The 12,821-nt window shown below is 73.5% G+C and carries 8 protein-coding genes; 4 read left to right on the forward strand and 4 right to left on the reverse strand.

The window, feature by feature from the left end:
* Positions 1-221: 221 nt before the first annotated feature.
* Genes KBZ10_RS16035 through KBZ10_RS16050 form a run of 4 tightly spaced genes read left to right on the forward strand, consistent with a single transcriptional unit; the run spans position 222 to position 10,475 of the window.
* Positions 222-4,199 (forward strand): PglY protein, encoded by a 3,978-nt coding sequence (locus tag KBZ10_RS16035; protein WP_210988319.1) that lies wholly within the window; start codon positions 222-224, stop codon positions 4,197-4,199.
* Positions 4,199-6,997, forward strand: a complete 2,799-nt coding sequence (gene pglZ, locus KBZ10_RS16040; protein WP_210988320.1) for a BREX-2 system phosphatase PglZ — start codon at positions 4,199-4,201, stop codon at positions 6,995-6,997. Before KBZ10_RS16035 ends, pglZ begins: the two co-directional genes overlap by 1 nt.
* A complete protein-coding gene (gene brxD / locus KBZ10_RS16045; RefSeq protein ID WP_210988321.1) occupies positions 6,994-8,325 on the forward strand; it encodes a BREX system ATP-binding protein BrxD in 1,332 nt (443 codons plus the stop codon). Before pglZ ends, brxD begins: the two co-directional genes overlap by 4 nt.
* Positions 8,322-10,475, forward strand: a complete 2,154-nt coding sequence (locus KBZ10_RS16050; RefSeq protein WP_210988322.1) for a DEAD/DEAH box helicase — start codon at positions 8,322-8,324, stop codon at positions 10,473-10,475. Before brxD ends, KBZ10_RS16050 begins: the two co-directional genes overlap by 4 nt.
* A 92-nt stretch (positions 10,476-10,567) precedes the next feature.
* Here KBZ10_RS16050 and KBZ10_RS16055 read toward each other — a convergent pair whose 3' ends face one another.
* From KBZ10_RS16055 to KBZ10_RS16070, 4 genes are all read right to left on the reverse strand, one after another.
* Positions 10,568-11,338, reverse strand: coding sequence for an isocitrate lyase/phosphoenolpyruvate mutase family protein (locus KBZ10_RS16055; RefSeq protein ID WP_210988323.1), 771 nt, complete (start codon positions 11,336-11,338; stop codon positions 10,568-10,570).
* Positions 11,339-11,427: 89 nt separating this feature from the next.
* Entirely contained in the window at positions 11,428-11,832 is a 405-nt protein-coding gene (locus tag KBZ10_RS16060) for a type II toxin-antitoxin system VapC family toxin (RefSeq protein ID WP_307847475.1), read from the reverse strand.
* Complete coding sequence (locus KBZ10_RS16065) at positions 11,825-12,091, reverse strand: type II toxin-antitoxin system Phd/YefM family antitoxin (protein ID WP_210988325.1); 267 nt, start codon at positions 12,089-12,091, stop codon at positions 11,825-11,827. Before KBZ10_RS16065 ends, KBZ10_RS16060 begins: the two co-directional genes overlap by 8 nt.
* Positions 12,092-12,138: 47 nt before the next feature.
* Positions 12,139-12,768: a TIGR03085 family metal-binding protein gene (locus KBZ10_RS16070; protein ID WP_210988326.1), complete on the reverse strand. Its 630-nt coding sequence runs from the start codon at positions 12,766-12,768 to the stop codon at positions 12,139-12,141.
* Positions 12,769-12,821: the final 53 nt, after the last annotated feature.

Here is a 12,821-nt window from a genome sequence, read left to right on the forward strand (position 1 = left end):
CCGCGTACGGGGAACCCCCTGCGGACCGTCGCCCTGGGTCACCGTCCGGCCCCGGTCCGGAGGGGATCGTCACCCTGGGTTTCCGCGTCGCGGAGATCCCTCAATGACCGGATTTCGACGGCCCGCGGAATGGCAGGATTGGGGGGCGCCGCCCCGGCCCCGGACCGGCGGCGCGCCCGCACCCGCGCCCCGTGCAGCCGACCCGAGGGACTGATCGCCCGATGCCCACGAGTGAACTCTTCCTGAAGGATGTCATCGACATCAAGGAAGACGTCCATGCCGGCGACTTCAAGGTCGAGCTGTCCAAGGGGTTCAGCGAGACCGACGCGCGGGTCGCCGAGTACGTGGTCACCGAGCAGCTGCAGGGCGCGTTCCGGAAGGCGCTCGGTCTCGTCGCGGCGGCGGTCCGCACGGGCGACTCGCACGCCGCGTATCTGCACGGCTCGTTCGGCGCCGGCAAGAGCCACTTCCTGTCCGTGCTGCACGCCGTCCTGAACAACCACCCGGGCACCCGCAGCAGCGACAAGCCGCGCCTGCTGGAGGTCGTCGCCGAGCACGACGAATGGCTGCGCCGCAGCCGTTTCCTCATGGTGCCGTACCACCTCGTCGGCTCCGCCGACCTCGACTCCGCCCTGCTCGGCGGGTACGTCCACACCGTGCGCCGGCTCCACCCCGACCAGGCGCCGCCCGCCGTGTACCGGGCCGACGCGCTGCTCGCCGACGCCCGGCGGCAGCGGGAGTTCCTCGCGGACGACGCCAAGTTCCTGCGGTGGCTCGGTGAGGGCGCCGCGGCGCTCGCGCCGGGCGGCGCCGCGCCGGTGGCCGCCGACCCCGACGACCTGGAACCGCTGGACGGCGGCGCCGGACTGCCCGCCACCGGGGCCTGGAGCGGCGCGGACTTCGACCGGGCCTTCGGCGCGACCGCCGTGGACGACCCGTACCGGGAGAAGCTCGTCTCGGCGCTCCTCGCCGGGCCGATGGCCTCGTACGCCCAGGGCGTACGCGGCGAGTCGGGCGCCTTCGTCCCGCTGGAGAACGGGCTGAAGGTCATCTCCCGGCACGCGAAGTCCCTCGGCTACAGCGGTGTGGTCCTCTTCCTCGACGAGCTGGTCCTCTGGCTCCAGGCACACATGGGGGACCAGGACTTCGTCCGGGACCAGGTGCAGCGGCTCGTCAAGCTGATCGAGTCCGCGGACAGCGGCCGGCCGGTGCCGATCATCTCCTTCATCTCCCGCCAGCGCGACCTGTCCCAGCTCATCGGCTCCGACGTGGCCGGCGCCGACGTGCAGAACCTGGAGCAGCAGATCGACTACCTCGCCGAGCGGCTGGACGTCGTCGATCTGGAGGACAGCAACCTCGTCGAGATCATCAAGCACCGGGTGCTGTCCCCCAAGCCGGGGATGGAGCAGGCGCGGGACGACGCCTTCAAGGCGGTCGAGTCCTCCAAGGACGAGGTCCGCCAGATCCTGCTGGACGCCCAGGGCCGCACCGAGGCCGGCTGGGACGACTTCCGGGAGCTGTACCCGCTCTCGCCCGCCCTGCTCAATGTGCTGGTGGACCTCTCCGGGGCGCTCCAGCGCGAACGCACCGGCCTGAAACTCGTACAGGAACTGCTGCGCCGCAACCGCGACACCCTCCGGCTCGGCGAGCTGATCCCGCTCGGCGACCTGTGGGACGTCATCGCGGAGCGCACCGGCGCGGCCTTCACCCCCAAGCTGCGCCGGGAGTCGGAGATCGCGCACCGCTTCCACGGCCGGGTGCGGGAGAAGCTGCTGGAGAAGTACCAGTCGCCGGAGGACAAGCGGTTCCGCACCGACGAACGGCTGGTCAAGACGCTGCTGCTGGCGTCCCTCGCCCCCAACGTGCCCGCGCTGACCCGGCTCACCGGGGGCCGGCTCGCCGCGCTCAACCACGGCACGATCCGCACCCGGGTCGGCGACGCCGGTTCCCTCGCGGCGAAGCGGCTGCGGGAACTGCAGGTCGAGTTCGACGGCGAGCTGCGCAGCGAGGGCGACAGCAGCGACCCCGTCTTCCACCTGCACCTGTCCGACCTGGACGTGGAGCCGCTCCTCGAAGAGGTGCAGGGCGTCGCCGACCAGCTCGGCTACCGCCGCCAGTGGATCAAGGACCGGCTCTGGAGCGCGCTCGGCATCCGGGACACCCAGGCCTTCGTCTGCGAGCGGGAAATCGTCTGGCGCGGGACGAAACGCACCGCCGAGTTCGTCTTCGGCAACGTCCGCGACCCGCATCTGCCGGACGAGGAGTTCCAGCCGCAGCTGCCCGGCAACATCCGCTTCGTTTTCGACTACCCCTTCGACGAGGGCGACCGCTCGCCCATGGACGACGTGCAGCGCGTCGACCGGCTCAAGCGGGCGGGCCGGCAGTGGCCGACCCTGGTGTGGCTGCCCGACTTCTTCTCCGAACAGACGGGCCGGCAGCTCGGCCGGCTGATGAAGATCAACTATCTGCTGGAGCGGGACCGGCTGGAGGACCACACGGCCACCCGCCCCGCCGACGAGCGCGTCCAGATCCGCAACCAGCTCAAGGCGTCCCGCGACGCCCTCACCGACCGGCTCACCGAAGCCCTGCTCCAGCTCTACGGCATCAACCGGGCCGAACCCGGCACCACCGGGGCCCGGGTGCCCGACGGGCAGCACCTCGTCTCCCTGCTGCCCGGCTTCACCCGCACCAGGCCGGAGCCGGCGGTCGGCTTCGAGGCCAACCTCCTGCTGCTCGCCGACGGCATGTTCACGGCCCGCTACCCCAAGCACCCCGACTTCGACCCCCGGCTCACCCGCAAGGCCGTCACCCCGCGGGAGCTGAGGACCACCCTGGAGTGGATCACCCGGGCTATGGAGGACGGCTCACGGCGCGTGGTGATCGACCAGCACCACCTGCCGGTCGTCCGGAAGATCGTGCACGGCCTGGGGCTGGGCGAGGTCCACGACGGGCCGCTCACCCTCTCCGCCGACTGGCGGCTGCGGATCAACAAGAAGGCCGCGGAGACCCCCGACGCCGGCACCGACCTGGCCGTCGAGACCATCCGCGAGTGGATCGCGGACCTGGGCTACGACGGGCTGGACCGGAACGTCGCCAACCTCGTCATCGCCGCCTACGCGCTGCTCGACGACCGCACCTGGGTGTACCAGACCTCGCCGCTGCCCCGGGCACCGGAACTGGAGCGGATCGGCCCCGGCTACGGACTGCGGGCCGTGCGGCTCCCCGACGAGGAGACCTTCGCCGCCGCCCTCCGCCGCTCCGGGGCGGTCTTCGGCGTGAGCGTCTCCCCGGTGCTCTTCGCGCGGAACGTGGCCCGGCTCGGCAGCCGGGTCCGCGAGGTCGCCGAGGAGTACCGCACGGCCCTCGGCGAAGCCCGCACGCTGCTGCAGCAGCACGCCGTCCGGCTCGGACTGGACGGACCCGCCGGAGCCGGCGCGCCCCGGCTGCGGTCCATGAAGGCCGCCGCCGACCTCGTCGCCAGACTGCTGCGCACCGGGGACCCCGCCGACTTCGTCCGCGAACTCGCCTCCGCCTCCTACGAGACGGCGGACGACGAGATCGGCGCCGCCCTCAAGAGCGCCCCCGAGGTGCTCGGCGCCCTGCGGTCCACCGACTGGTCCCTGCTGGACACCGTCCGCGAACTCGCGGAGCGCGAGGACGGCCTCGGCGACCGGGCCGCACGCCTGCTCGACACCGTGTGCCGCACCGCCGGCGCCCACGAGCGGACCGAACCCCTCGCCCCCGTGCTCGGCGGACTGCAGGACGGGGCCGTCGCGCTGATGCGGGACGCCGCGCGGCTGGCGCAGGCGGCGCGGCCGGTGGCCCCGCCGCCCGACGGGCCCCGGCCCACGGCCGAGGACGTCCGGCTCACCCTCCACGGCAACCCGCCCGTGCCGGGACCGCACCTCCCGCCGCCCGCCGACCCCCGGACGGCCGTGGCACTGGACCGGCCCGGCCCGGCCGCCGTCCCCGCGCAGCAGCGCGGCGCCGCGGCCGCGCACGTCGTGGAGCCCACCCGGCTCGAAGCGAGCCTCGCCGCCGCGATGACCGAGGTGAGCGAGGAGATCCGCACCTTCCTCGCGGCCAACCCCGGCGCCCGCGTCAGGGTCTCCTGGCAGGCCGATCCGCCCGGCGCGGACCAGGGCGGCACCGGCCAGGGCGGCGCGGAACGGAACGGCACGGACGGGACGGAGCGCTGATGGCACCGCCACCGCCGCGCATCGGACGGCGCACCGTCGAGGCACTGCTCGCCGCGAACGCCTCCCGCCTGGGCGACCGCCGTCTCGTCCTCGTCCACGGCCGCTACGCGCCGGATTCCGCCACCGCCTTCACGGCCACGGTGGACGACCGGCCCCGGCGCGTCAGCGTCCGGGACGAGAACTCCGTCCTCGGTGTTCTCTCGGCCTGGCAGGAGCACCGGGACGGAGCCGCCTCCGGCGACCTCCTCGTCGTCACCACCGGAGTCGAGGACACCCAGCTCGGCTGGGACCTGCGCGCCCACGCGCTCCGCCGCCGCACGCTCACCGTCGAGAAGGCCCAGATCGTGCTGCAGCGGTTCGGCGCGAGCAGCCTCGATGTCCGGATGTACCGCGAGGACTGGCTGCTCGACGCCCTGCTGGAAGCCGAACCCGCCGAGGGATGGCCGCGGACCGGAGCCGTGCTCACCCGCGACGCGGCCCTGCGGGCGCTCGTCGGCGAACGCCTGGGACTGCCCCGCCCCACCGGCCCCGGCGACTCCGGGAGCCGTCCGGCCGTGGACGCGGACGCGCTCCTGGCCTGGTCCCGCACCCCCGCCGGCCCCGGCCGCTACGCCGAACTGGACGCGACCGAACGCGCCGAGCTGAGGACCTGGCTCGGCGAGGTCGCGGGACCCGCCGCCCCGGTCCTGATGTCCCTGGCCGAAACCGGCCGGGGCCGCGACGCCATGCCGCTCGGCCTGCTCGGCGCCGCGCTGCGCGACCCCGGCGCCGGCCCCGACGCCGTCCTCGCCGTCGGCGGACTGTTCGGGCAGGTCATGCCGGGCCGGGCCGGGCTGCGGGCGTTCACCGACGCGGTGGAGGGAACGCTGCTCCGCTGGATCGGGGAGGCGCGCACCGCGCCCGCCGCCCGGCAACAGGTCTTCGCCGTCCTCGACCGGGCCGACGAACTGGCCCGGGCGGCGGGCCTCACGGACAACCTGGCCAACAGCCGCTTCCTCCCCTCCGGTTTCGACACCCAGCTCGGCCGCGTCACCGCGGCGGCCCGGCGCTCCCCGGAGGAGGGCCAGGCCGCACTCGCCGACCTGACCGGGCACGCCCTGGCCGGCCTCCACCCCGACCGGCTGCGCGTCGCCGAGATGGCCGTGCGGACCGCGCGCTGGCTGCGCCGGCCCGACCCCCGCGTCACCTCGGTGGCGGCGGGCGTGCGGGACCACGCGGCCGACTGGGGCTGGGCGGACCGGGCTCTCACCGTCCTGTGGGGCGGCGACCCCGGCACCAGCCGGGCCGCGGCCCCGCACCTCAAGGAGCTGTACGAGGAGGGCCGGACGCGAAGGGAGCGCCTGGACGAGGAGTTCGCGCGGCGGCTGGCCTCCTGGACCGCGCACGCCACCGCACAGCAGCCCGGCGGCTGCCTGCTGATCGAGAACGTCCTGGAGACCGTCGTACGGCCCCTGGCCGCCGTCGCCCCGCCGCTCGTCCTCGTCCTCGACGGCATGAGCAGCGCCGTTGCCGCCCAGCTCGGCGAGGAGGCGGAGCGTGAGGGCTGGCGGGAGATCGCGCCGCGTCCGGAGGCCGGAGACCCCGCGCGGCGGCTCGCGGCCGTGTCGGCGCTGCCCTCCGTCACCCAGTGCAGCAGGACGTCCCTGCTCACCGGCGCGGCCGCCAGGGGCGGGCAGTCGGCGGAGACCGCCGGGTTCGCCGCGTTCTGGAGGAAGCGGCGCCGCGAGGCCGTGCTCTTCCACAAGGCCGCGATCGGCGGGGACGCCGGGCACTTCCTCGCCGAGGGGCTCATGGTCGCGCTCGCCTCCGACGCGGTCGTCGGCGTCGTCCTCAACACGATCGACGACGCCCTCGACTCCGGCCAGCAGGGGCAGCGCACCTCCTGGTCACTGGGGGACATCACCTACCTCCGGGAACTGCTGGCCGCCGCCAGCAGCTACGGGCGCCCCGTCGTCCTCACCTCCGACCACGGCCACGTCCTCGAACGCGGGCACGGCGAAGGCCCCCTCGGCGGCGACGGCGCCCAGGACACCGGCGGCTCCGCGCGCTGGCGCCCCGGAGCGGACGCCCGGACGGGGGAAGTCGTGCTCAGCGGGCCCCGCGTCCTCGAAGGGAACGGCACCCTCACCGCCCCCTGGCGGGAGGACATCCGCTACTCCGGACGCCGGGCGGGCTATCACGGCGGGGCGTCCCTCGCCGAGGTGACCGTGCCCGTCCTCGTCCTCGCCCCGTCCGCGGACCGGACGCCGAAGGGATGGGACCCGCTGCCCCGGGAGCAGACGGCACCCCACTGGTGGCATCCGCCCGTACCGGCACCGGCGGCAGAGACCCCGAAGGACCGCACGGAGCCGCCCGCCGCACCGCGGAAGGCGAAGCAGGAGAAGCTCAGTCGGCAGATGGAAGGGCTGTTCACCGACGACCAGGTCCCGGCAGCACCGTCCCGGCCGGACGGCAGGACGCCCGCCGAACCGCGCACCCTGGGCGGACGCGTGGTGGCGAGCGAGGTGTACGAGGCGCAGAAGGAGTACGTCCGCAAGGCACCGGAGGCCAAGGTGGTGGCCTCCGTCATCGACGCGCTCGCAGCCGCCGGGGGCACCATGTCCCCGGCCGCCCTGGGCGCCGCGATCTCCGCGACCGGACGGGTGAGGCGCAACATCGAGGGCTTCGTCGCCACCGTCCAGCGTCTGCTGAACGTCGAGGGATATCCCGTTCTCGGCTTCATCGACGCCGGCCACGCCGTGAAGCTCGACGTCCGGCTGCTGCGCGACCAGTTCCTGCCGGCGGAGGAGAACACGTGAGCACCCCGTCCCCGGCGAGCGCGGTACGGCGGCGGGAGGTCATCGACGCGCTGCGCCGCGGCACCGTGCCACAGTCCGGGCTCGGCCTGCTCGCGGTCGGCCTCGACCGGTTCGAGCAGGCCCTCGACGACGACCTCGCAGCCACCGCCCGCGGCGGGGCCGCCTTCCACGCCGTCCGCGGCGCATACGGCTCCGGCAAGACGTTCTTCGCCCGGTGGCTGGCCGAACGCGCCAAACGGTCCGGACTGGCCACGGCCGAGGTGCAGATCTCCGAGACGGAGACACCGCTGCACCGGCTGGAGACCGTCTACCGCAGACTCACCGAACGGCTGACGACCGCGACCCACCGGCCCAGCGCGCTGCGGGCCGTCATCGACTCCTGGTTCTACACGCTGGAGGAGGAAGTCCTCGACGCCGGCGAGACGGACGAGGAGAACGAGGAAGCGCTCGCCGAAGCCGTCGACACCCTGATGGAACGCCGGCTCGCCGAAGTCGCCAGGACCACCCCGGCCTTCTCCTCCGCCCTGCGCGGCTACCGCCGGGCGGTGGCGGCCGGTGACGCGGCCACCGCGGAGGCGCTCATCGCCTGGCTCGGCGGGCAGAAGTCCGTCGCCGCCTCGGCGCGCCGGGCCGCGGGCGTCCGGGGAGACCTCGACCACTTCGCGGCACTCGGCTTCCTCCAGGGGCTGCTCACGGTGCTGCGGGACTGCGGTCATCCCGGGCTGCTGCTCGTCCTCGACGAGATCGAGACGCTGCAGCGGGTCCGCGGGGACGTCCGGGAGAAGGGCCTCAACGCGCTGCGGCAGCTCCTCGATGAGATCGACGCCGGCCGCTTCCCCGGCCTTTTCCTCGTCATCACCGGAACCCCCGCGTTCTACGACGGGCAACAGGGAGCCCAGCGGCTGCCGCCGCTCGCCCAGCGCCTCGCCACCGACTTCACCACCGACCCGCGCTTCGACTCCCCGCGCGCCGTCCAGCTCCGGCTGCCCGGCTTCGACCTGCCGGGGCTCGGCCAACTCGGCCGGAGGGTGAGGGACTTGTACCGGGAGACGGCACGGCACCCGCAGCGGGTCGCCGAACGCGTCGACGACGCGTACATCGGGGAACTGGCCACCGCCGTCACCGGCGGCCTCGGCGGGAACGTCGGTGTCGCCCCGCGCGTGTTCCTGCGCAAGCTCGTCGCCGACATCCTCGACCGGGTCGACGAATTCGCCGACTTCGACCCGCGGGCGCACTACGCGCTCACCGTCAGGCCGGCCGAACTGACCGAGACGGAACGGAACGCGGCGGCCGGGAACGCCGACGCCGTCCCGCTGGACCTGCCGTGAGCGTCCCGGACGGGCTTGAACCGGTCCTCGTCCACCACATCGTCAACACCCTGGGCTGGCAGAGCCTGCGACCGCTGCAGGAAGCCGCCGTCGAACCGCTCACCGGCGGCCACGACGCCCTCCTGCTCGCCCCCACCGCGGGCGGCAAGACCGAAGCCGCCTGTTTCCCCCTGCTCTCCCGGATGACGGCGAACCGCTGGACGGGCACCTCGGTGCTCTACCTCTGTCCGCTGAAGGCGCTGCTCAACAACCTCGCACCGCGGCTGGAGAGCTACACCTCGTGGCTGGGCCGCACCGCCGCCCTGTGGCACGGGGACACCACCTCCGGGGCCAGGAAGCGGATCCTCGCCGCCCGGCCCGACATCCTGCTCACCACACCGGAGTCACTGGAAGCGATGCTGGTCAGCGTCAATGTCGACCACCGATCCTTCTTCTCCGGGCTGCGGGCCGTGGTCGTCGACGAGGTGCATGCCTTCGCCGGCGACGACCGCGGCTGGCATGTGCTCGCCGTCCTGGAACGGCTGCAGCGGGTGACCGGGCGCCCCCTCCAGCGCGTGGGGCTCTCGGCGACCGTCGGCAACCCGGATGCGCTGCTCCACTGGCTGCAGGGCTCGGGGGCGGGCCGGCGGCCGGGCACGGTGGTCGCCCCCCACCTTGCCGATACGGGACAGCCGCCGGAGGGACCGGGGCAGGAGGCCGCCGGGGCCTCTGGAGCGTCCGCCGTTGTCCCGCCCGGGGACATCCAGCTCGACCACGTCGGCTCGCTCGACAACGCCGCCACCGTCATCAGCGCCCTGCACCGCGGCGAGAAGCGCCTGGTCTTCTGCGAGTCCCGGCAGCTCGTCGAAGAACTCGGGGAGAAACTGCGGGCGAGGGGCGTCACCACCTTCCTCTCCCACGCCTCGCTGTCGCTGGACGAACGCAGGCGGGCCGAGGCGGCCTTCGCGGAGGCGCGTGACTGCGTCATCATCTCCACCAGCACCCTCGAACTCGGCATCGACGTCGGCGACCTCGACCGCGTCATCCAGATCGACGCCCCGTCATCGGTCGCCTCCTTCCTGCAGCGCCTCGGCCGTTCCGGACGGCGCCGTGACACCAGCCGCAACTGCCTGTTCCTCGCCCTCGACGAAGACGGACTGCTGGCCGCGGCGGGTCTGCTGCTCCAGTGGTCCCGGGGCTGGGTGGAGCCGGTGACGGCTCCGCCCGAGCCCCGGCACATCGCCGCCCAGCAACTGCTCGCGCTCTGCCTTCAGGAAGGCCGGGTCGGCGAGCACCTGTGGCAGGAGTGGTGGAACGGCCTCGACTTCCTCGGTCCCTCGGCCGGCCCCGTCGTCCGGCACCTCGTCGACGGAGGCTACCTGGACCGGGACGGCGGAATGCTGTTCATCGGGCCCGAAGCCGAACGGCGCTTCGGACACCGCCACTTCATGAACCTCACCGCCGTGTTCACGGCCCCTCCGCAGTTCACCGTCGTTCAGGGGCGCACCGAAATCGGCTGGACCGATCCGAGTCTCCTCACCGAGCGGATCGACGGGCCGCGCCGGCTGCTCCTCGCCGGACGGAGCTGGCAGGTGACGTACATCGACTGGCGCCGGCGGCGCTGCCACGTGGAACCCGCCGACGGCGGAGGCAAGGCCAAGTGGAGCGGAACCCGCCGGGTCGGTTCCTTCGCCGTGACCCGGGCCGAACGCGATGTCCTGCTGGGCGCCGCCCCTCCCGTCGTACTGACCCGGCGCGCGAACGGGGCACTGCTCCGGGCCCGCGAGCGGTACCTGGAGCGGGTGCACCCGGCGGGCACCCTCGTCATCCGTGATCCGGAAGGCCATCTGCGCTGGTGGACCTGGGCCGGACATCTGGCGAACGCCACACTGGCCGCGACTCTCGGCGGCCTGGCCGTTCCCGGCCAGCAGATCGAGGACCGCTGGATCCGGCTGCGGGAGGACGTGACGCCCCTGGCCTGGAAAGAGGCGACAGCTGACGCGCCGGACCGGATCTGCCTGCCCGCGGTCGACGGGCGGGCGGTACGCGGTCTGAAGTTCGCCGAGGCCCTTCCGCCACGGCTGGCCGAAGCGACGCTGTCCGCACGCCTGGCGGACACGGAAGCGGCTGCCACGGTGCTGCGGGAACCGGTCCGCTTCTTCATCCGCTGAGACCTCCGGTCTCGGCACGGGACCTGCTCGGGCTTCTGGAGCGCTTCCGCCGAGACGGCACCCGGACCCCGGTCCCGGAACGGTGTCCCGGGTCAGCCGCCCCGCAGTTCCCGTGCCAGGTCCTGGATCTCCTCCGCGATCCGGCGCTGCAGACCGCCGCCGAACGTGACGCGGGTGGCGCCCAGTTCACCCAGTTCGCGCGGGGACGGGCCGCCGGGGACGGCGATCGCGTTGAGCGGTCCGCCGATGCCGGCGGCGAGTTCGGGCAGCAGCTCGGGCGGGGCGAGGATCGGGTAGACGCAGTCGGCGCCGGCCTCGCGGTAGAGCCGGCCGCGTTCGATCGCCGCCCCGGCGTCCGGCACACCGCGCAGGAAGGTGTCGACACGGGCGTTGACGAACAGGGCGCCGCCCGCCGCGGCCCGGACCGCCGCCAGCCGGTCGGCGTGCCGCCGCGGATCGGCGAGCTGCCGGTCCGCCGGGCCGGAGTCCTCCAGGTTGCAGCCCACCGCCCCGGCCTCCAGCAGCCGTTCGACCAGCTCGGCGGGCGGCAGGCCGTAGCCGTCCTCGATGTCCGCCGAGACGGGGACGGAGACGGAGCGGGCGATCCGCCTGATCGCCGCGAACATCTCCTCCGGCGGCGTGCCCCCGCCGTCCGGACGACCGAGGGCCGCCGAGACGCCCGCGCTGGGCGTGGCCAGGGCCGGGAAGCCGGCGGCCTCGAAGGCCCGCGCGCTGACGGCGTCCCACGGGCCGGGGAGGACGAGCGGGGCGGAGGGGGCCCGGTCGTGGTGGAGGGCGCGGAAGATTCCGGCCCGCGATGCGCTCCCGTTGGGGCTGTCGGTGGTACCGGTCGTCGCAGTCATGTGGGCGAGGGTAGGCAACTCTCCTCCGAGGCGCCTCTCGCGGAAAGGTTTCGGCCGCGGGCCGGTGACGCGCCCGGCAGGTTCGCCGGTCAGACGGGAATGATCTCCACGGCCTGCTCCAGTCCCCTGAAGTCGTCCGCATTCCGGGTGTACAGGGGGAGTCCCTGTGCGGCGGCCGTGGCCGCGATCATCAGATCCATGCGCCGCGGACGCGGAGTGCGCTGAGTTTTGATCGTCAGGGCCACCAGAGTTCCGAACCGGCGAGCCGCTTCGCGATCGAAGGGAATGGCGGTGAAGGCCGCCTCCGTGTCCGCCAGACGCTCCGCCCTGGCCAGTATTTCGACGGGGTCACCGGTCATGGCGACCCCCTGGGCGAGCTCTGCCAGCACCACGGAGGAGACGGCGGCCTCCAACGGCAGACGTTCCCGGGCGATCAGAGGAAGGTCGATGACCACGCAGGTGTCCAACAGGCCACGTGGGCGCCGCTCAGTCACGGTCGTCTTCTCCGACACGGTCCTCATCGCCGTAGAACTCGTCTGCCTCGGCGCGCATCCTCGCGTAGTCCACCGCGGGCGCGTTGCGCCACTTGCGCTGAAGCTCCTCCACGGGAACGAACCGCCGGCGCGTGGTGAGAGGACGGACTTCAGCGATCTCGGTCCCGTTGCGGGTGATGTGGTAGGTCTCGCCCGCCTCCACCTCGTCCAGGACGGCTTTGGACCGGGCGGCCAGTTCGCGCTGGGTGATGGTCTTCATGGAGCCAGTGTATCGCGCCGCAATACGGCGTGATACGGCAGTTTTTCTCAGATGCCCAGCTTGGCCGCGTACGCCTTGGCGACGGCGTCCTTGTCGCCCTCCGTGTCCACGCGTGCCTGCTCCTGGCGGCCGTAGAGGAAGAGCAGCAGTTCGCCCGGTTCGCCGGTGACCGTGACCACGGGGGTGCCGCGGTGCGCGACGGCCGTGCGGCCGTCCGGGCGGCGCAGCACCAGGCCGACCGGCGACTTGCGGCCCATCATCCGGGCCACCTTCTCGACACGCGCCCACAGGGCGTCGGCCAGGACCGGGTCCAGCTCGCGGGGGGTCCAGTCCGGCTGGGCGCGGCGGACGTCCTCGGCGTGGACGTAGAACTCGACGGTGTTGGCGACCTCGTCGATCTGCTTCAGCGAGAACGGCGACATCCGGGGCGGGCCGGTCCGGACGAGCTGGATCAGCTCCTCGTACGGCTTCGCGCCGAACTCGGCACCCACCCGGTCCAGCCGCGCCGCGAGCGGCTTGACGAACATGCCCGCGGCCGCGTCGGGACGCCGCTCGCGCACCACCAGGTGCACGGCGAGGTCGCGGGTGGTCCAGCCTTCGCACAGGGTCGGGGCCCCCGGGCCCGCGTTCTCCAACAGATCGGCCAGGAGCAGACGTTCACGCTTCGCATGGGTCATACCGCCACCCTACGACCGTGCCGGGGGAGCGGCCATGATGCCGCGCGGTGTTC

Source organism: Streptomyces sp. F63, from assembly GCF_018070345.1.
Taxonomy (GTDB): Bacteria; Actinomycetota; Actinomycetes; order Streptomycetales; family Streptomycetaceae; genus Streptomyces.

Bases quoted from the DNA above. Each gene is read 5' to 3' on its own strand.
- KBZ10_RS16070 (WP_210988326.1), bottom strand. From the start codon at position 12,768: ATGACCCATGCGAAGCGTGAACGTCTGCTCCTGGCCGATCTGTTGGAG.
- KBZ10_RS16055 (WP_210988323.1), bottom strand. From the start codon at position 11,338: ATGACTGCGACGACCGGTACCACCGACAGCCCCAACGGGAGCGCATCG.
- pglZ (WP_210988320.1), top strand. From the start codon at position 4,199: ATGGCACCGCCACCGCCGCGCATCGGACGGCGCACCGTCGAGGCACTG.
- KBZ10_RS16065 (WP_210988325.1), bottom strand. From the start codon at position 12,091: ATGAAGACCATCACCCAGCGCGAACTGGCCGCCCGGTCCAAAGCCGTC.
- KBZ10_RS16035 (WP_210988319.1), top strand. From the start codon at position 222: ATGCCCACGAGTGAACTCTTCCTGAAGGATGTCATCGACATCAAGGAA.